The sequence below is a fragment of the Legionella sp. PATHC032 genome, assembly GCF_026191185.1.
GTDB lineage: Bacteria > Pseudomonadota > Gammaproteobacteria > Legionellales > Legionellaceae > Legionella.
This window is the reverse complement of record NZ_JAPHOV010000001.1, coordinates 1,140,354-1,161,354: the sequence shown is the minus strand read 5'-3', so window position 1 is coordinate 1,161,354 and position 21,001 is coordinate 1,140,354. Positions and strand designations below refer to the sequence as shown.

The following is a 21,001-nucleotide window of genomic DNA, read 5'->3' as shown; positions in this document are numbered from 1 at the left end:
TTTCCCATTTTTAGCCCATAATTATTAATTATTACCCATAATATAAAAAGTAACAAATCAAGCAGGCAAGCATCATGACTAAAAGAGGAATAGAGCGGCTTATTTTTTCAGAGGTTGAATACGATATGAAAAAATGTTCTATGGCTATCTCAGGTAAACCTATATCCTATGAAAAATTGTTTGATACTGTAAATCGCATCGCAACTCACTTTGAAAATGAAACACTCTCAGGAAAGCGCATCGCTTTTATGTTACCCAATAGTCTTGAAATCATAGCCATTTACCTGGCCTGCTTCCAATCGGGATGTATAGCCATGCCAGTTAATCGTCGCTATGCACCACCTGAGTTTGAACAGGTATTGCAAGATGCCCAACCAATTTATTTAATCATCGAAGCAAATAAATTATTTTTGCTAGAGAAAGTCAATTGGTCGGCGACAGGAATTAAAAAAATTTTTGTGCCAGGTGAAAATCATAATCATCCCTATTTATCCTTTAATGAATTATTAAATGCACCAGCGAATTGCCCAAAACATCGCATAAATTATAAAGCGCCTGCTGTGATTTTTTATACCTCTGGTTCAACCGGAGAACCTAAGGGAGTTGTGCACACACTTTCTTCGATTGATGCAATGCTCGACTCAACCTCATTAGCTCTGGAAAACATTACAGCTGAAGACAAAATGATAATTTGTGAGCCACAATGCCATGTGAGTGGATTTATTGAAACATTCTCTGCATTATCACGAGGAGGCACAGCTTTAGTTAATGATGGTTTTGATATGGATTGGTATCTTGCAACCGTACGGCATGAAAAGCCAACACTCGCCGTACACCACATTGATACCTATATAAAATTATTAGACTCTGGGTGCTGTAATACAGAAACTTTTAAATCATATCGCGGAATTTATACAGGTGGAGATACACTACCCGTAGCAGTTCAGGACAAATTTCTGGCTTGCGCTGGTAAACCGATTCAAGTGGGCTATGGAATGACTGAAGCCATTTGGTTAACTGTCTGCAGAACCCCTGATGTGACTCAAAAATCCTGTATTGGCAAACCGGTTGAAGGGGTAACATTACGCCTTGCCAACACGGCTGGAGAGGAAGTGCGTTGTGGTGAAACAGGAGAAATTCAGGTAAAAGGCGATATGGTCATGCATAGCTATTGGAATAATCCTGAAGAAACCCGCGAAGCATTCTTAAAAGGTTGGTTTAAAACAGGGGATTGCGGAACTCAGGATGAGCAAGGTAATTTTTATTATAAGGGTCGGATTAAAAACATTATTATTCGCAATACGTCCAATATTATGCCTGGAGAAGTGGAAGCAGCAATTTATAAACATCCATCTATTAGCGCAGCGGCTGTGATTGGTGTACCTGACGAGGAAGAAGGAGAAGTACCAATTGCTTTTGTAGTCATGAAAAAGAGTAAACAATTGGCCAGAGAAGAATTATATTCTTTTTTAGTTGAGCAAATTGCTCAATATAAAATACCTGCAAAAATATACTTTATTGATGAGATGCCCTTGACCAATAGTGGAAAAATTAATCATAAGAAACTGTATGATTATCTTTAAAATTAAAAAAAGCACAGTTTGCACGAGGTCAATAAGCATCACAGAACTATTTACGACCGAGCGACAAAATGAAACAGCTCTGTTATGCAAGGGAGCTATTTTAATGCGGGAGCACAGTTTAAACCCTCCAATTGCTTTGCAGGCTTGCGTGAAAAAAAAGTTCCAAAATAACTCAAAATGGATCTATTAGAACTTGTCTCAACCTCGTCTTCAACTTCTGCTATTTCCACCTTTGGGTACAAACTGTCCTGAACCATTCTAAAACCTGAAAAAACACTTTTAAGAATGAAAGGCAAAAAAGTTAACATAATCAGCATGCTGCTTAAGTTCGTAGATTCGTTAAACAGAGCATAATTGGCCAGGGATTGAAAAACAGCAATGATCAAAGCAATCCCCATGGTATTGGAAATCAGTCTTGAAGCATTAATGTTCCGATTATCCATTGGCAAATCAGAACTTTCATTTATCTCATAAAAAGCAATCCACAACCACAATAAGTCAAAAACGACACTATACCAATGCTGCTGATTCATTTCTGTGACATCTGCTCCAACTGTTTTAGCCAAATCAAACGTCATTTTTCCACTTTTGAGCGCCAGAGCCATGGTTGGCTTTTCCTGCGAGTTGGCTAGAGGAGCAAATTTTTGAACAAACAGACTTTTGGGTAGATTAATGTCAAACAGTTCATAAAAAGTTTTCTGGGAACCAAACAAGCGCCTTAGCTGCTCCTCACTAATATTGGATAAACCATCCACACCTGGAGCAAAAGTTCCATCATCTGAATGATGAGCTATCACCACATTCGAGTTTTTCATCATCATGACATCATTGGTACCATCTCCATTGGCAACAACAAAATAATGATGATCCTTAAGATAACGAGCTAAAATACCTTTTCCCTCAGTGCTCATTTCAGCAAAAATAATGACAGGACGTTTTGTTCCCTCTCTCTCCATCAGTTTTTGGAATCTAGTCAATATCGCTTCATTAATACCTGAAAATATGACCGTGGAATCAGATGGATAATGTTCTTCATTTAAAAGTTCCATACCTTTTTCATCAACCTGATCAGCACGCAGAGTAAGAATTTTTCCTGCATTAGCCGGGCACAATACTTTCGCAATATTTTCTGCTGCTTTAGTCGTATCTCCTGTTGCTACAAAAACTGGAACGGATATTTCCCGACATTGGGCAATAAATTTTTCTGCCCCTTTTTTTACAGGATTATCAATAATAAAAGTACCGTAATACCCCAAACTTTCGAGTAAGGTTCTCTTTTCCAAAATAAAATGCTCAATCTCTTTTTTATCATCCTTGTCAAATAATTCTTTTAGATCAGCAAACTCATGTTCACTGAGCTTACCTCGAGCCAAACACCAATCACGAGATAATACACCTGTGCGACTTTGCATAGTGGTATAGGCTTTTAATAAAGGAGTTTCTTTAAATGCTTCTTGTTTAGGAACCCCACAAAAGACCAGATAATAATTTGAACCATCCTGAACCAGAGTCAAGCGTCCACCAAAAGTACGGTATAACCCCAGATGAAAAGTCTCAATTTCTTTCCGGGTTTCTCTAATGGTAATCACTTTTTTAAAATGATTATTGCCATGAATAGCAACTTCCAAACATTGCTGATTATTTAATAAGGATTTGAATAATTCCAAAATGGCATGCTCTTCAGGTTCCAATTCCTTTTTATTGTTTGTAAAAGCATTACAAAACACTTCAAACGATTGCAGCCATTGTGTTTCTTCTGGCAGGAGCAAGCCTTCTTTTTCCTTTAATGTCTTCTGTACCTGAGGAAGCATATCAGTAGTCCACAACCCCAATACATCCATTCTTGTCGTTGTAAGAGTTCCGGTTTTATCTGAAATTATGACAACACCATGGGGAAATCTATCACGATAATAACCACCAAGAGCATTACATAAATCAACCACACGAAGGGCGTCTATGGTCCCAAAAGGTTGTTCCCTCAGGTTACTATTCAATTTTTTCATCAAACGGCTATTCACAGTTTCCCGTAAAAAAGCTTCAGAAAAGGGAATCATAGTCTGAAAGAGTGTGAACATAAGCCTTAATGTCTCTGCAGGCATTGCAGTAATATCCCTTTGTAAAAAGGCAGCCATAATGATAGAGCCTAAAATAGAATATAAAACACTTCTTTGTTTTCGTTCGGCAATAATTTCATTAATGACCGCTTTTTTCTCATAGTTACTGCTTAATAAAAGTTCTTTTTCAGGTTTAATTTGAATAAAAATATTGTCATTACCATACAAGTTTAACTTATCACCTACCAATACTCCCGCCTGTTTGCCATCTCTGACTGCATGCAAATCCACTTTGTTATAATGTGAAGTAAAATCCGGCTTGGTTTCATGCTCTATCCAAACATCTTCTCCATTTTGTGCTTTAAGATTAACGCTGAATTTTTTTTGTTCGAGCGCTTGCGTAAACTCCCCTTTTAAATTTCGCTTTAGGGCAACCAACTCTCCAGAGAGCGGTACACAAGCCAAATCGATACTGCTATCACAATAAACCAAATCCCCTGTGCGTAATCGATACCTTGGGATACTTATAAACATTGGACCGTCTGCGGTAAATCGTAAAACCTGATGTAACTTATGATTGTATTCGTAATCATGCTCAAGTTTTTGTTGCTGGATGCGCATTTTTTTTATAGTTGATGGCGCCAAATCTGCTAACAATGCAGGTAAGTTACGAAATTTCTGCATTATTCTATCCGCATAACGAATATTGTGAGAAATGAGACCCAATTGAAATGCCCGCGAACTTATCATAAGCTCACTGGCGATAAAGTGGTTGATTTGAAAATACAGATTGGATATCGGTGTAAGCCCGCTTGAAATCACTGCTGTATCTGAACGCTGTGCTCCTCGATTGTATTGGATTCGCACCAAAATCTCTTGTATTTTTTGTGTTAGATAAGAAATCCCGCTGGGAACAAGCAAGGCACTGGTTCCCAGCCCGGCAATTAATGAATATTCATCAGAAATACTATCATTCAATAAATAGGTAGTCCCTTTAAAAACGGAACTGTACATGTAAGTTATTGCCATTACCTCACTAGCCACAGCAGCAGACAATTCAATCTGGGAAGTAAATTTCCTGTCTGTTATCCGGTTTAAAGCACAATAACCTAATATCGCTGTACCAAAAAGAAATTTAAAAATAAAATCATATTCCGGACTTCCCGTTTGATATTCGCTCATGGATCGGGTTAGATAATCACCAAGAAGCAATGCTGCCCCAGAAGATATAGTTGGCCAAATATATTTTTTAAAACTGCTCCAATCCATAGAGTCTAAAGAAAAAGTCATTGCTAAGGTGTTATAAAGTTCCCTGATGCGGGTAGAAAGAAAATTCCCTATTCCTTCTACAGTACTTCTCAGATAATAGGTTCGATCCGGCTCAGTATTTTGTACCAGTTGAAATGGTAAAGCTCTGTTCCCTTTAGGAGTAGGTTTTCGCGATTTTTTTTCGGTGGTTTTCAATATCTTCATGTTATAAATCCTTTTGTGCACCAATAACACTCTATTGGATCTTTAGAGCTCAACCTGATAATTAACTTATCTCTGTAAAAGTGCAAGAGGATTTGAAAAAAATATTTGCAGCACGATTCAAGAAAAATAAGATTCTTTAAATAAGCTTATCTCATGAGTTGTAACTGACATTGGCCTCATTTACCCTAGGTGGTACGTATCCACTTATGTTGTAAGCGACTTAAAGTACCATTTTGCACAAGATCGGCAAGGATAATATTGACTTTATCCCGGAGTTTAAAATTATCTTTAGCAAACGCGATACCAAGTTTTTCGTGTGTTTCAGCCTGCAAAGGGACAGCCAGGTTTGGATGGTTTTGAATTAAACAGGAAATAACAGGATATAATTTAATGACTAAACCAATTTTACCAGCAGCCAGATCTTGTATGGCTAATTCTATTTCATTGTATGCATAATATTTAATATCGCTGAGTATGTTCTTACGTAATAAATCCTTAGCTACTTCGTCTGAGGTATTCCCTTTCTGTATGCCAGCAACCAAACCTTTCAAATCCTCAAAAGAAGAAACATTTGGCTTTAATGCAGTATTAACTGCGATACCCTGATTAAACTCTAGATAAGGGTTCGAAAAGAGCACTTGCTTTGAGCGGTTTGGTGTGATGGTCGTTCCTGAAATTACAACATCGTATTCTTTATTAGCCAAGCCTGAAAAAATATCATTAAAATTTTCTCCCTCATATTTGATCTGGACTAGCTGCAAATTTAAAATTCGACAAATTTCTTTTATTAAATCACCATCAAAACCATCATCTTGTTCAATATCAAACGGTGGATCCGGATAAGCAGTAGCCACCAATAACTTTCCCGGCTTTAGAATCATAGATATAAACTCTTGTTGGAATCGATTTATTTAGTATAGAGTAAACAGAAAAAAATTCAGCCAAATATTTGATATGCCATTGATTTAAATGAATAATTTCTCCATGCTCATTAGAGCAAAATGGCTAGGATTGGTTATGCAACTAGCAGCTAAAATTACAAAAGCCAAAAAGAACATAAAAAAATCATTGTGTTTATTTATTTGTCTAACTCAATGTTATATAATGCTGAATTTTAATCATTTAGATTTAAATTAAATCTAAATCAACCAGAGATCACATCATGCGTATGAAACTGTTTTCTAAAACAATTCCATTAACCAGCCAGGAAGCCTATCAAATATTATGTACAACAGATTATCTTGAAAAAATTTCAAAGATAATATTTAATTTTCAACAATTGTTTAATGTTGAAAGAAGTACCCTTCTTTCTCATCACAAATTCAACTCAAGGGTAAGTAACAATCAAGAATTCCTTCAGGATCTCAATGCTCGTTATAATCGCCTCAATCAGGCAGTAGAAAATCATGAGCCTTACCCTTTATTATTCGGCGATCTGTGTTTTTTAAAAGAATATCTCCAAGTCATTTTAGGCTACTACCAGGAGCAACTTAAAGAAGAGCAGCCGGTAGCGAAAAACAATTTAAGAAGGATCAGGGGAAGCCATAAATTTTCAACTCTAATATCTGATATTTCAAAAGGGGATCATCCTAAGCTTAGCAAAAAGGATTCAAAGGTTTTAATCGGTTACACCATTAATTTCTGTGCAGAAAGCACCATGTGGAATGATATAAAAACAATTAGTGACATTGTAATACAACCATTTTTATTAGATCACAAAGACGAAGAAGGTTTTTCTTATTGTAATTCATAGATTGTGGAACACAGTTAAGGGCAGTAACACTGGATTTTTGACCATATCTCTATACTTGATACTGCCCCATGCCTTTCAAATCCTGCCTTGGAAAGGCTCTTGATTGCGTGACTAACAATATTTTAAATTTTATTCCACTCGAATTGCTCTGCAAAATAGATCCAAAACTAAAACTAATGCCCTATAATTTAAAAAAGAATACACCTCTCAGCAAAATGGACTAATTAACAAGAGACCCAATTTATGAAACGGATAGTATTTATACTTTTGTTTATAAGCAATTTTCTTGTTCATAGTGAATCACTCAAGGTAGGTATTTTACAATTTGCCCCTCCTTTTTCATCAAAATCAGACAAAGCGAATCATTATTATGGTTTTGTTGTCGCCCTCATGAATATAATATGCAATCGTTTGCAGGAAAAATGCGAATACATACCTATTACTAAAGAAGGAGAGCTAAAAGGCTTGGATCAAGGTGTTTATGATATTGTTTTTAGTTCAACCCCTATCACGACATCATTACCTGACAATTATCGGTACAGCTTGCCCTATTTACCCAGTGATGGTCAGTTTCTGACATTAAAAAACAACTCGATTGATACCTTGAACGATATCAATTTTAAAAAAATTGGTTTCTTTAAAATTAATTTTCAGCAATCCCCTCTTTTAAAAAAATACCAAACTACCAATACCCTTATAGAGTTCAACGATCCTGCAGAATTAGTTAATGCATTAACAGCAAAAAAGATTGATGCTATTTTAATCAACTATCAAGCGTCACGATTCATTGTTAATAATCTCAACCCCACTGAAAACGATCAGTTAAAATTGATTGGCGATAAAATACCAATAGGAAGCGGCTATGGGATCATAGCCCTTAAAAACCAATCGGCGTTGCTTGATAAAATCAATCACATTTTGTTGGAGATGGAAAAAGATGGTTCCTACCTTCAAATCTACAACGAATATTTTGGTACAAACCCCACATATAATCTGCATCATTAGTTAGTTATTGTGAAAATGGCTATATATGAGGCGTATTTAGATTTTCGAGTAAAATAGAAAAATCACGTTTTTTTGAAAGTCTCCCTCTCTTTAAGATTGCTTGATTTTTTCCAAATAATTAACTGCTGCCCTTTTACTAGTGCTGCTCCCGAGCTAATATGATTCCATTTCATAATATTTTGTGTTGTAACTTTATAAAGCCTTTCAAGTGTACCATACGTTTCATTGGGTTGGACAATATGTATGACTCTGTACACTTTACCTTTTATCGACGTCTGACTTAAGAATTTTGACTTTGAAATTTCGTGGAAAGGTAATACAGGAGTATTCTTGGCACTCGGAATTAGCAAAACCTGATTGGGTCTTATGTATTGATCTGACAGACGATTTAATTTTTTTATTAATGAAACAGTCGTATGGTATTGTCTGGCAATACTTTGCAAACTATCTCTCGGAAGGACAAGATGTTTTCTCCAACTCACTCGTTTATCTACAGGTGAACGGGATAAATTGAAATAAAATTGAGTCACTTTTGCTATAGGAATAAGCAAAGTGAAGGGTTTATACGGCGCTGTAGCCCATCTATTATAACCCGGATTTAATTTAGTTAATTCATTAACTGATATACCTGCTAATCTGGCCGCATGATTTAAGTCAATTTGACTGCCAATATTCACCTCTTCAAAATAAGGTCGAAATGGCATCGCGGGCAGGTTTATTTTATAAGTCCGAGGATTGCCCATGATTTCCGCCAGAGCTAAAAACCGAGGGACATAAACTTGTGTTTCCTTAGGTACATCCAGATTCCAAAAACTGACATTACCTCCATTAGGGTTATTTGCTTTTACAGCTCTGCCTATGGCTCCTTCACCAGCATCGTAAGCTGCGATGGAGAGTATCCAGTTTCCATTAAACACTTTATTTAAATGCATCAGGTGAGTCAGAGCTGCGTCAGTTGAATGATTAATGCTTCGTCTTCCATCAAACCACCAATCCTGTATTAAACCTAATTGATTTCCCGTTAATGGCATGATTTGCCATAAACCTGCAGCACCAACTTTTGAATAAGCAAAAGGGTCGTAAGCACTTTCTATCATTGGGAGGAATGCCAACTCACCGGGTAAATTTCTTCTTTGTATTTCTCGTGTTACATGATAGAGATAAGGCTCAGCCTGTTTACAGGCCTTAGTTACAAAGCCCGGATGATCCAGTAACCAGCGTATTTGCTCTTGAACCTCTGGGCGATGGATTTCATGATTCATCTTAAATTCACTACGTAAAACATCCCAGACATCACGTGTTTCAAATGCTTTAGCATGAGTACTGAAGATAAAAAAAATAAGGCAACTGACTAGTATCTGGATTTTTTTATCGATGAATGTCTTAATCAAATTACGATTCCTGCTCTACAAAGCTTATCTGGAGTCCATTTATAATGCATTATTTCTATTCGCCTGAACTAGCCCTGAGAGGGTCTTATAAAATATACTCCTCTTAGTATCTTGTATAAAGCACTTCGAAACATAAAACCATGATATTGCAAATATAATAAATACAGATTTTCGTCTTTATCCAGCGATATAATTGGGTATTGGTAGTTCAGCCATCACATCAAACATGACTAATTAGTTATCACAAATTGTATTTATTATCTAATTTTTTATTGGGTAAAATAAGACATCAATTGGTTTATTATGTCAGATTAGGCCAATTTTGTTTAATTATGTTGTGCCTGTTTAGTATAAAATTAATTAGAGAATCTATAAATGTTTTATTTAAACACGACCTAACAGTTGTTATAGCTATTTCATATATCCCCATTATGCAACGAAATGAAACGGTGATCATCTGCTCTATAGAGAAAATTTAACACCCTGTCTATTTAACGTTTTTATTAATATTGCTCTAACATTTGTTTCGGTATATGCTGATGGCTCCTCCAGCAACTATTTATGACAGACTGATTTTTATCAGCGCGGTGAGTGCTTATTTTCATATGGAAATGGGATGGCTGGTTGTGTGTATGAAGCATCAAGCAATAATAAGTATTAATATATTCAGGAGATTGGAAATTATGGGCACTTTTTTTGAATGGTTTCCCAGAGAAGTAGGTTTAGATAAGAACCCAGATGCGTTTAGGACAGATTGCTATAAATACTATTGGGGAGAGCCTCCTCGATGGGGCGGTACAGTTGACGCATGTGAAGTTGAAACTGGTTTATACACTATGGTATATAATTCCATAGGACTTTTGAGCTACTTGATACCTTTAGTAGGTGGATATTTAGCATTACATTTTGCACGAAATGCAAACTCCAAAGCATTTTCCGAGGACAATCAAGAACATAGCCTTGAGCAGTCTGTTCTTACCCTTAAATAGGCTTAACTATTTGATCTAAAATCAATAATTTAAAAGCCCAGATAAAAAGATACACTTTAAAATCAAATCTCGTTAAGAGATTTTTATATGTCAGGAATTTTGCCTAAGATGTCGGATCGTTGATCCGACATCGAATGAACAGGAAAGCTCCTGATCAAATATGAGTTTTTAAATTGTATTTACTTTATCGGTTTTTATTGATAGCAAATCTTTCAATTCACCACCAATATGCTCATCCTCCAACCACGGCTTCAGGGTAGCACCAAGGACTCCGGTAGTTAGTATATCTCTATCCGTATCATTGAGTGGCTCAGCGCCTTCCGTTTCAAGATTTTGAAATAATTTGGTGATGGTGTTTAGTTTGTCCGTCTTACTGTAACCTGCCGCTCCAAAAAAACTGAACAAAGTTCCAGCCATTCCATAATAATGTTCATATGTTCTTTCTTGAGTAGAATTGATATAAGGTTTCAACGCTTCTCTCAATCGTGCAATAGCCACAGATCTTGTGTCAGGCTCACTAACATGCTCTTGATGAGTCACAGTAACAGGAACAACATTCTCTTCTTCGATATCTTTATCGTAATCAACACTTTCAGAATCAGAAATGGATTCATCAAGGGTTTCCTCATTTTCAGCAGTCAATTGGATCTCGAGCAAACGCACCTTTTTTTGCAGATTTTCTATTTTTTCAGGTAAGGTCTTTGTAGCAAGTATAATTAAGCTCACAATAGGGTGCTCTGGGTCAATAAAAACCCGCAATTGATCTTTGTTTTGCATTAATTCTGAATTTTCAAATTGAGATAATGCTCTCCTTTTAACTTCTGTTGACTGACTCAACAGGGCCTGATCAAGAATGAGAGCCAATTCATTCGCTTCTTTTTCCAGTGCTCTTAATTTAGACATAACTATTCCCAATTTAGTGATATTTTTTTCAAACAGTGATTAATTATAAAACAAAAACATTAAGATAATCTTAACTTAAGAAAAATGGGCTATATCGCGAATTGCCTCAAACCAGTTGCTGTAGCCCCCTTGTAACAACAAATAGTTTAAGGCCGTTAGACTCACTCCGGCCAGATACCGCTAAGATGAGTAATTACACTGAATTTTTAGAATCATGTACCAAATTTATAAGCTGTTGTAACTCACATACTGAGCCACCACAAGCAGGAATAAGTACCGGATTACCATTATAGGTAATTTTTACTGTGTAATAATTTGCTCCATTATCATAGAGAGAAAAATTAACATTTGAAGCATAAGGTGGGGATTTCTCCAAAGGAGCGCCTAAAAAGCTCAATACACTGGCTATTGTAGTATCATGGGCAGAAAGTAAAACATATTTCAGTTTAGATTTTTGCAAGCTTCCGGAATTAAGATAATTTGCTATGTTATCCATCAGCTTTGAACTATAGACACTCGCTATTTGTTGAGGTTTCTCCTGCGCCATAAAAGCCCACTCAGCGGAATTGATAATCGTTTCAATATCGCCAGGAGTTAATCCTTCCGGCATAGGAGCATTATGGATTTGATGAATATATAAGGTATGACCAACTGTTTCCAGATCCTCCAGATTATCAATATTAATACCAGTCAGACGGCTCCATAATGGGTATTTCGCTTTCAATTCATTATTTTTTTGTTGCCACTCACTGGTAGAAAAAACATATTGCTCCATTAGCTTTTCACGTTCCTTACGATCTACCTGCTGAATGATAACCTCGTCGTATTTGGACGGTGCGCTAAATACGGGAATAGGCTGAAAAGCATGAGGTAAAGCGGAAGTCCCTGCAGGATTTGTCGGTCCAGTTCCAGGTGGATATAGCCCCATTAACAATGACTGGGCGCTCATCAAAGTACGTGCATAATCCGTAGAGCGGACATAGATGGTTCCGTATTCATAGTGCTCAGGTAACAAAGGTGACTCTTCAATATATTTTTTGCGAAATGCCACACCCATTTTGTATTCTTGTTGCATACCTTCTGCCGTAAGCTGGCCAAGCCCCTCTTGCCATTGGTAATTTACAGTAGGCAAAGCAACAATCGGCGTTCTGTCACCATGACGAATAATATCCACAGCAAAAATCAGCTTGTCTTCTGCCAATAAAATCGAAGGTACGCTAATTAATAGTGCGAAACTCAGGCAAATCTTGTTGACCATGTATTCATACTCCTTGAGATAAAGTAAACGAGAGGTTATGTAAAAAATTCTTGTTATATCTTGCGGCCATTGGTTAACTTGGGTTTCGCACTATGACGAAGACACAAATAAAAATCAAGACATAGCCTTTTGTATGCCTCGATTCATCTTGAACTTGGAAGAACACTCTATGTGTTACACAGGAAGTAAAGAAATTGTCCTGAAATCAGCTAGAATTAAGATATCGCTCAATTGTTGGGTGAGAAATCCCTTGCCATATTGGAGTAGCAATGAGCTGTTATGCGTGCAATTGGAAATTGATTTATGTTTTTTTCATTTTTATTGTCTTTAATAATTGTCCATTTGCTTTTACAAGCCCTTCCCTAACCAAGCAATTACACACCATATTAAAAAACAATCTCGCAGACTCATTAACTCCCGGAGCTGTATTACTGATATCAAGTCCAGACATAGGCACAATTTCTGTCGCGGCAGGGTTTGCCGATAAGGACAATAAAACTCCAATGAATATTATGGACAGTTTTCGTCTTGCAAGCATGAGTAAAACCTTTTTGGCTGTAACTGTCTTAAAACTGGTTGCAGATAAACAGTTAAATCTTGATGATAATATTGCGGATTTATTACCAGATAGTATAGATATTGAACGCACACCGAATGGAGATGAGGTAACAGTTCAACAATTACTGCAAATGCGTAGCGGCATTCCTAATTATACGGATTATGCTTCATACAGTGATCTCATTGATACTATGGTAGACAAGGAATGGACACCCGAGGAATGCATTAAATTAGTCTACGATCAAAAACCTAACTTTAAGCCGGGAACAGATTATGAGTACAGTAATACTAATTATTTGCTACTGCAATTAATTATTGAAAACTTGACAGGAGAATCCTATGCTGAATCAATTAAGGAATACATCCTGAAACCTCTTCATCTCAAAAATACTTATATAGAAAAACAAGAATTTGATGATGACCATCATTATTTGTCAACACATGGCTATACCCTGGAAGATGGTAAAGTGGTTGACGTAACAGACTATGATGATGGTTTCGGCCTAGCTGATGGCGGAATAATTAGTACAGCTGAAGATATTAATCTCTTTATTCGGGCATTGTTAAAAGATAAAATACTTTTGTCTCCAAGTTATTTAAAAATGATGCTTACCTTTCCAGATGATTATGGTTTTGGAATAGGACGTGAAGAAACTGATGGGGAGATAGCCTGGTCCCATAATGGAGCAAGTTCAGGATATCAAGGCCAGTACTATTATTTTCCAGATCGGCAATTGACTGTTGTCATTTTAACAAACTATTTTGACAGTGATATCATAGAAGACATAGCATCTCAGACTCTCAGTGCGATTGACAATTCTGAATAACTACTTGTCCGTACTCAACTAATAGAAATCCGCAAAGTAGATTATATGTTATACTAAATGGAGATTATATGACCTTTTATGGGGGCAAAATATGGCCATTTATAAATTTGAAATCTCGACCATGCAAAACGGTAATATACAGATATCAGCAAGGCATAAATCAACAGGAGAGATTCATGGCTATGTTCAACTCGCCTCATCGGACAGGTTAGAAAGCAGAAATTTGTTAGAAATAGACCAGCTTTATGTTGACAATAATGCCAGAGGACATGGATTAGGAAGTGAACTTGCCTCAAGAGCCATTAAATATGCCCTTAAAATGGACAAAGGCATTCATATGATGATTCAACCAGGCTCAGATGTGTTTTGGAAAAAATACTTTAATTCTCGTTTTGATGGAAAACGCATTACCCTGTTTGGTGGAGAAGCTTTAAATACTAATTTAGCTGATGGAAAAGTATTTGAAATTTCTAAAGAAAGTCTGGTTACCAATTACAAATTTCCTCAAGATAAACACTTGCGTGATCGAGATATGGAAAGAATCTGCACCAAACTCTCTAATTAAGTGTCAGGCTCTCAAGCCTGACTTGGCCAATTGGATTACTTACAAACACCATCAATAACACAATTTTTCAATTATCTCGCAAATTTGAATTGATTGTTTCAGGACTTACGAAAAACCCCAATCTCATCGTTAAAAAATGTTTTTAATTCGGTCATTTAGTTTATCTAAACTCCCTCATTAAAAACATTTTTTGCCTCGACCTTGGAGTTTTTCATAAGTCCTGTGTTTTTATCATAAGTCACTTCCCAGTTAAATACACCACCGATATTCCCATAAGCTCTTGGCGGAGTGTAAGCACCGCAACTGGTATTGCTTGCAATCGCCGTGTTAAGGCATTGAATGGCCCGTTTGATTGTAGTTGTCGGAGTAACCGGTGAGCATTAGCATTTGGCGAGGGATAACCAATGACAACCTGGGAAGGTCTTAAGTTTGGAATCCTGTAGGACGACCATTAACCGTTGCTGGCCAATTCTCCAATTTTCTTATTTAACGATAAGTTATATAAAAATTGTCAATTTTTTACAATTGGTTTTTCATCCTTAAATCACATCAAAACAATTGATTCTTGAAGATGGTAATGCAAGGGAAGACCAAAGCTATCCACAAATGAGATGTTCTTAGATAGCAAAGAGATGCCAAATCAATCATGTAAAGACTCGATTTAATATTAAGTAAGAGAGCTCAGTTTAGATAACAAGTTGTACTATAATTTAATAGTCAGTATCTCAATCGCGACTTAAATGGCCTATTGGAAGATACGAATTCCTTTGAGGACAAAAATGTGAATATTAATAAAGTAAACACAGGAATTAAGGGATTAAACGATATTTTAAATGGCGGCTATTTGAAGAACAAACCAACTCTCCTCAAAGGTAGTCCTGGCACAGGAAAAACAATTTTCACCCTTTTTTTTACCTACGAACAACTCAAGTCAAACAACAGCGTCATTTATGTCACCTGCGAAGAGTCGCCAGAGCAAATTATTTCTCACATGGATGGATTCAACATTGAAAGTAAGAAATTTTTGCAAGAGGGTAAGCTGTTAATTCTTGATTTTACACCTATATTGATAGATGAAGTGGCTGGAGAATTCGATATCAATGCCCTTTTACTTCGTATAGAACAGGCGCAACAGAAAATCAAAGCCGATACCTTAATTATCGATTCACTTCAGTCCATTCTTTTAGGTATTAAAAACTATGATCCCAACTATGAGCTTTTAAGATTGTTTCAGTGGGCGCGGCAAAAAAAACTTACCGTTCTCACAACAATTGCTGAAACCCAAACGATTTTACAAACAGACCTCTATGACGAATATGTTGTCGATTGTGCTATTGAACTGAAACAAAAAGTTAAGAACGACCTGATGACGCGCTATTTGCGAATCATTAAAAACCGTGGTTCATCTCATGGCACTAATGAATATCCCTTTTCTATTACTCATAATGGCATTTCATTACTTCCTATAACCAATACAAAATTAGATACAATAGCTTCGGGTGAATATCTAAGTACCGGCATAAAATCCTTGGATAAAATGTTGGGTGACAAGGGATATCCGATTGGAGCTCAGGGAATAATCACTGGACGTTCTGGAACCGCAAAAACCCTTTTTGCAGCAAGTTTCGCCCAATCAGCCGTTCGACAAGGAAAGAAAGTATTGTTCATTTCATTTGAAGAAACCCCTGGTGATTTAATTCACCATGCCAAATCCATTAACATTGATTTAATGAAATGCATCACTCAAAAAAAGTTACAAATCAACTCCAGACGCTCTGTAGAAATGGGGCTGGAAGATCATATTATATCAATCATTAATTTAACAGAACAAAAGCAATTTGATGTCCTCATATTGGACCCTCTTTCTTCGCTTTTGGATTTAGGGAGTCAAATAGAAGTTAAGAGATTGTTCATACGTTTCGTCTCTTATATGAAATCTCACAATAAAACCCTACTTTTTACTGAATTAATACCTGATTATTTTGAAGAAAAAAGTGAGCTTGGTTTATCCAGCTTAACAGAAATCTGGATTCGCTTAACGAACATGCAAAGCAATGGGGAGTTCAATCGATTAATCCACATCGCCAAAGCACGTGGCATAAAAACATCCAATCAAATCAAGGAATTTTATGTAACTGATAAGGGAATTCGCATTGAAGAACCTTATATTGGTGATAACCAAATGGTATTTGGCTCGCAAAAATCAGCCTGTATATTGAGAGAAAAACAAGAACACCATCTGAGAAAACAGGAAATTAAACGCATTGAACGTGAAATACAAGTTCTTGAAGAGGAACTGCTTGCCCAGCAAAAAATTCAGGAAATAGGTTATCTGGCTAAACGGAATGCATTAATGTCTAAAAAAAATAAATTGCTTGCCCAAGAGCAAGAGATTATTACACGAATGGAATCGAATAAATTGCTAAGAGAGTAATTGAATGACTCGAATTAAGCTAAAACTGTTTGTGATTGGCAATAGTGCCATATCAAAACGTGCCATTATTAATTTGCAATCAATATGCTCACACCCCAAGCTTGCTGATTTGTGCGATGTTGATGTGGTGGATCTATGTAAAAACAAGGGGATAGCAGAAGAAGAAAAAATTCTCGCAACTCCGATATTAATTAAAAAAGAGCCTTTGCCTGAACGTCGAATCATCGGTGATTTATCCGATACACAAAAAGTTATCGCTGCTCTGGAAATGGATTAGGTGATATCGTGATTTCAAACCACCCTGTAAACACTCAAAACTTCTGGTATCAATTAGTTGAAAAAATGGCTATAGGAGTGTTGGTGATTAATAATGAAGGTCAGATTCTTTATGCGAATGATTATGTAATTCAATTATTTGGCGTCATCCGTACAGAACTCATTGGTTCTAATTTCTTATATCCTATGGCTGCAGATGAAACACAGGAAGTTGAAATTTTAAAATCCAATAATGAAGTTTTAACAGCACATATGAATGTCAGGAAAAGTGTCTGGGAAAATCGTCTGGTATGGATTATTTCTCTCTTTGATGTTACAGAACTCAAATTAAAGGAAAAACTTTTAACTATTTCAAGTAAGGGTATCAGTTCAGCTTTTGAAGGCATTATTATCACCGATCCGGAAGGCGCCATTCTTGAAGCGAATAACGCTTTTATGAAAATGTCCGGATATACAGAACAGGAAGTCATAGGCCAAAAACCTGCCATTTTGCATTCAAGAAAGCAAAATGAGAAATTTTACAAGGAACTTTGGAAGATATTGGCTGAAAAAGGACAGTGGAGTGGTGAGCTTTGGGCTAAAAAGAAAAACAAAAGGTTATTTCCTGTCTTTTTAGCCATCTCAGCTGTCAAAAATTCTGTCGGGGATGTAATAAACTACATTGGTTATTACCATGATTTAACACTAATAAAAAAACAAGAACAACAAATTGAGAATTTCAAATATTATGACTATTTAACAGGTTTACCAAATAAATTTTTACTCACCCAAAGACTTCAGATGCTTATCAGCGGATTGTCTGAAGAAAACAAAGAACTCATCGTTTTTAATATTAGAGTATTTGACTCAAATAGCAAAAACTCTCTGCTGGATTTTCCTCCCAATATTCGCGATAAAATCATATTGGAAGTAGTTAACCGTATTGATCGAACCTCACCTAAAAAAATGTTTTACTCACGCATTGGTTTAGGTGAGTTTATTGTTGTTTACTTTATCAAAAGCAGAATTGAAGTGATGGCTTCCATTGCACAAAGAATGATAGAAAAACTCGCTTGTCCTTATTACATTGATCACCAAACTATTATTTTGCAAACGATCATTGGATTAACCGCATATTATAAAAATAGCGCATTCAGTGCCGAGGACTTGCTACAACAATCAGAAATTGCCCGCCATAAAGCTCAAATCAATGGTGTTAATATTTTTGAGTTTTTTGATCCACATGTTGAAGAGCGAATTATAGAATTTAATAAACGCATTGAATCTGTCTCTAAAGCGATGCAATTAGATGAACTGAAAATTTATTACCAGCCTATCGTGGAATTAAAGACAGCTAAAGTAGCAGGTTTGGAAGCATTGCTGCGCTGGCAGCATCCAGAAAAGGGCCTCTTACTTCCCAAACAATTTTTATCTGATCTTAATAATCACCCTATTTCTCTACAGCTTGGTGATTGGGTTCTGCATCAGGTATTGCAGCAAATTGAAAAATTAATGGCATACAACATAAAAATACCCATCAATATTAATGTGAGTGCTTACCAATTGCAGAACCCCATTTTTGTCAAAAAACTGCTTGATACATTGGCACAATACCCAAGTGTTCCGCATCATCTAATCATGCTTGAAATTCTCGAAACAGAAGCTATTGAAGATTTGGCGCTAGTTTCCCGGATAATAGCCGAGTGCAAAACTAAAGGAATTAATTTTTCTCTGGATGATTTTGGGACAGGTTATGCCTCTTTAACCTTTCTTAAAGAATTCAGTACCGTTGAAGTTAAAATTGATCAAAGTTTTATCATCAATATTTTTGATAATCCTAAAGATTTGGCAATCCTGAAAATAATGATTGAGTTTTGCAGGGTCATTGGGCGTGTCTTGGTTGCAGAAGGGGTCGAAACAGTAGCTCATGGGAAATTATTAAGCTTGTTTGGTTGCAATCTAATCCAGGGACACGCTATTGCCAAACCCATGCCTCCCAAGAAATTAATTCCATGGATAAAAAATTGGAAACTTGGTCCAGAATGGGGGGAAAGCCCGTTTTCGCAAACCGTATTAAATAAATTAGTCGAAATCTCCATAAAACACTATCTTACCTTTCAATCAATCAGACTTTATTTAGAGAATAATCAATCTCCGAAACCTGAATTATCACTTGAAGTATGTCTAATAGAACAATGGCTTTTTGAAAATCAACAAACAATCAAAGAAAAAAAACGATTTAAAATAGTGTGTGATTTGCATCACAAGGAACATAAGTTGGGAAATATAATAATTCAGTTAATTCAGACAGGGCAAAAAGAACAAGCGGCAAAACAACTTGCAAAGCTTGATAGCTTAAGAGATAAATTCTTGAAAGAGTTAATGAATTTAATTTTTTAATTCAATTACCATTTAAAATATTGAAGAATGAATTTCAATCAAAAATATTTTTTCTTTCAATGAGTTATAAATTAAAGTGTAAATAGATATAAATAATGACAAGGAGATAGTCGTGCGTAATCTAAAATTTTCTCATCCCTTTTTTATGGGGATTTCTTTATTTTTATTCATTTTATTTTTTGTTCCCTTGCTATCCTATGGCGCTGAGACATCCAATATGCGTGGCAAACGATATTGTGAAATCATCCTATCAAAAACCATCTCTAGTTATGCTGTTTATAATACTTGGGGATTAAATGATTGCCCGGAGCAATTATGGAGTAAAGTTTCTATTTCTGCAGTAAAAAAGGAAACTGGATCTTCTTTTGTTCATCTTAATGGTCCTCGATACTGGGTAATTGATGGATTTAAAAACACTTCTTTGATAAATCCTGCCATCAAAACAATCAGTGGAATTCCCATGAGGGAAGCAGGTATCTTGCGTCTTAGTTTAATAGATTTATTTAAAAACAAACCATATCAATCCCACGAAGTAGACCGTAAAACAACATGGATCTATCAAGAGGGAAAACCTGTCTTTGAATTGATTGACCCCACTGGGCAAGTTTTTGTAATGCAATCCTATAGTGTTCAAAAATATCCGCAAACAATGGATGCCCTCACGCAACTAGGTAATAAACTTCAACTTCCCAAAGGTTGGAAATTTAAAACGGGTCTGCTTAACAAGCCAGAAACAATTCAAGCTGTCAATAACAAAGCCGTCGTTGTCCAGGATAATTTTTTGAATACCTATCAAAAAGCCAGCCATGATTTCCTGAAATAAATTCAGCTGATAATTGGTTAATTTCATAGGTCATAAGATCAGTACACGTTGCCAATCGATCTTCTACTTTGGAGCTGATGGCATAATCTTGGTCAGCCACAAAATACCCAATAAAAATCCATTATGATGAAAAATAAACCCGCCCAATCTTGTACTATTTTTGAATGACTAATAAATACCATTAATGAACGTATTCATGGTAATTTTAAACATCTATAAAACCTATAATTAGCAAGCCAAGGTAAAATGACAAACATTTTATAAATATTGCATTATAATTAACTTATATGGGTCTCTTGGAAGTTAATTATAATGATATTAAGATTAATCTTTACTTTTTATTTGATTATTTTCCCCCATAAATTTTTAATGGCTAATCAAGTTATGAATACTGCTATTAAGGTATTGGAGGAATGTTATGACAAAACCACGGATCTTAGAAACTATGTCCCATGTGTTGAAACAGAGGCAGAGAAAATACACAGCTTACAAAATTTGCAAATACGCATAAAATTTAAAAACCCTGAAAAAAACTCTAAAGAAAAAGTACCCATACTGATGGTAGATAAAACAGGATACATGTATTATTGTATTGCAACAGCAGGAAAAAATTTAACCATAGATTCTTGTGCTGGAACACAGGGAAAACCTTTGTCTGAGGGGCAATTGATGTCAATAGAATTGCTAAAAGATTAATATTTGTCACTCAAATGTGCTGAATGCAATTGAC

The 21,001-nt window shown here is 35.9% G+C and carries 16 protein-coding genes and 1 pseudogene; 11 read left to right on the top strand and 6 right to left on the bottom strand.

Features of this window, described 5'->3' with window-relative positions:
* The first annotated feature begins 74 nt into the window (after nt 1-74).
* Nucleotides 75-1,583, top strand: coding sequence for a class I adenylate-forming enzyme family protein (locus OQJ02_RS05305; protein ID WP_265718200.1), 1,509 nt, complete (start codon nt 75-77; stop codon nt 1,581-1,583).
* Between the two features lie 95 nt (nt 1,584-1,678).
* On the opposite strand, the gene OQJ02_RS05300 is transcribed toward OQJ02_RS05305, so the two are convergent.
* Nucleotides 1,679-5,110, bottom strand: coding sequence for a cation-transporting P-type ATPase (locus OQJ02_RS05300; RefSeq protein ID WP_265718199.1), 3,432 nt, complete (start codon nt 5,108-5,110; stop codon nt 1,679-1,681).
* A 185-nt stretch (nt 5,111-5,295) separates the two neighbouring features.
* Complete coding sequence (locus tag OQJ02_RS05295; RefSeq protein ID WP_265718198.1) at nt 5,296-5,991, bottom strand: ABC transporter substrate-binding protein; 696 nt, start codon at nt 5,989-5,991, stop codon at nt 5,296-5,298.
* Nucleotides 5,992-6,272: 281 nt separating this feature from the next.
* On the opposite strand from OQJ02_RS05295, the gene OQJ02_RS05290 reads away from it, so the two are divergent.
* Together OQJ02_RS05290 and OQJ02_RS05285 are read left to right on the top strand one after the other, a co-directional pair.
* Complete coding sequence (locus tag OQJ02_RS05290) at nt 6,273-6,863, top strand: hypothetical protein (RefSeq protein ID WP_265718197.1); 591 nt, start codon at nt 6,273-6,275, stop codon at nt 6,861-6,863.
* A gap of 243 nt (nt 6,864-7,106) precedes the next feature.
* On the top strand, nt 7,107-7,868 hold the full coding sequence (locus tag OQJ02_RS05285) for a transporter substrate-binding domain-containing protein (RefSeq protein WP_265718196.1): 762 nt from the start codon (nt 7,107-7,109) through the stop codon (nt 7,866-7,868).
* Between the two features lie 62 nt (nt 7,869-7,930).
* Here OQJ02_RS05285 and OQJ02_RS05280 read toward each other — a convergent pair whose 3' ends face one another.
* Nucleotides 7,931-9,259 (bottom strand): LysM peptidoglycan-binding domain-containing protein, encoded by a 1,329-nt coding sequence (locus OQJ02_RS05280; protein ID WP_265718195.1) that lies wholly within the window; start codon nt 9,257-9,259, stop codon nt 7,931-7,933.
* Between the two features lie 539 nt (nt 9,260-9,798).
* Here OQJ02_RS05280 and OQJ02_RS05275 point away from each other — a divergent pair.
* Nucleotides 9,799-10,248: a hypothetical protein gene (locus tag OQJ02_RS05275; RefSeq protein WP_265718194.1), complete on the top strand. Its 450-nt coding sequence runs from the start codon at nt 9,799-9,801 to the stop codon at nt 10,246-10,248.
* Between the two features lie 168 nt (nt 10,249-10,416).
* Here the strand turns inward: OQJ02_RS05275 and ceg19 are convergent, their stop codons facing one another.
* Both ceg19 and OQJ02_RS05265 read right to left on the bottom strand, forming a co-directional pair.
* Nucleotides 10,417-11,187 carry a Dot/Icm T4SS effector Ceg19 gene (gene ceg19 / locus OQJ02_RS05270; protein WP_265719797.1) on the bottom strand — a complete coding sequence of 257 codons (771 nt, stop codon included), beginning with the start codon at nt 11,185-11,187 and terminating at the stop codon, nt 10,417-10,419.
* A 157-nt stretch (nt 11,188-11,344) separates the two neighbouring features.
* Nucleotides 11,345-12,409, bottom strand: a complete 1,065-nt coding sequence (locus OQJ02_RS05265; RefSeq protein WP_265718193.1) for a histidine phosphatase family protein — start codon at nt 12,407-12,409, stop codon at nt 11,345-11,347.
* Nucleotides 12,410-12,678: 269 nt separating this feature from the next.
* Here OQJ02_RS05265 and OQJ02_RS05260 point away from each other — a divergent pair, with 269 nt between their 5' ends.
* Nucleotides 12,679-13,794: a serine hydrolase domain-containing protein gene (locus OQJ02_RS05260; protein ID WP_265718192.1), complete on the top strand. Its 1,116-nt coding sequence runs from the start codon at nt 12,679-12,681 to the stop codon at nt 13,792-13,794.
* Between the two features lie 91 nt (nt 13,795-13,885).
* Complete coding sequence (locus tag OQJ02_RS05255; protein ID WP_028378687.1) at nt 13,886-14,359, top strand: GNAT family N-acetyltransferase; 474 nt, start codon at nt 13,886-13,888, stop codon at nt 14,357-14,359.
* Between the two features lie 164 nt (nt 14,360-14,523).
* Here OQJ02_RS05255 and OQJ02_RS15415 read toward each other — a convergent pair.
* Nucleotides 14,524-14,836, bottom strand: a pseudogene (locus tag OQJ02_RS15415) (hypothetical protein); the annotation flags it as partial.
* 304 nt (nt 14,837-15,140) lie between these two features.
* On the opposite strand from OQJ02_RS15415, the gene kaiC reads away from it, so the two are divergent.
* From kaiC to OQJ02_RS05230, 5 genes are all read left to right on the top strand, one after another.
* Nucleotides 15,141-16,793: a circadian clock protein KaiC gene (kaiC, locus tag OQJ02_RS05250; RefSeq protein ID WP_265718191.1), complete on the top strand. Its 1,653-nt coding sequence runs from the start codon at nt 15,141-15,143 to the stop codon at nt 16,791-16,793.
* 4 nt (nt 16,794-16,797) lie between these two features.
* Entirely contained in the window at nt 16,798-17,070 is a 273-nt protein-coding gene (locus OQJ02_RS05245; RefSeq protein WP_027227697.1) for a circadian clock KaiB family protein, read from the top strand.
* 8 nt (nt 17,071-17,078) lie between these two features.
* Nucleotides 17,079-19,448: a putative bifunctional diguanylate cyclase/phosphodiesterase gene (locus tag OQJ02_RS05240; RefSeq protein ID WP_265718190.1), complete on the top strand. Its 2,370-nt coding sequence runs from the start codon at nt 17,079-17,081 to the stop codon at nt 19,446-19,448.
* Nucleotides 19,449-19,560: 112 nt separating this feature from the next.
* A complete protein-coding gene (locus OQJ02_RS05235) occupies nt 19,561-20,271 on the top strand; it encodes a hypothetical protein (RefSeq protein ID WP_265718189.1) in 711 nt (236 codons plus the stop codon).
* Nucleotides 20,272-20,655: 384 nt separating this feature from the next.
* Nucleotides 20,656-20,967 carry a hypothetical protein gene (locus OQJ02_RS05230; protein ID WP_265718188.1) on the top strand — a complete coding sequence of 104 codons (312 nt, stop codon included), beginning with the start codon at nt 20,656-20,658 and terminating at the stop codon, nt 20,965-20,967.
* The last annotated feature ends 34 nt before the right edge of the window (nt 20,968-21,001 follow it).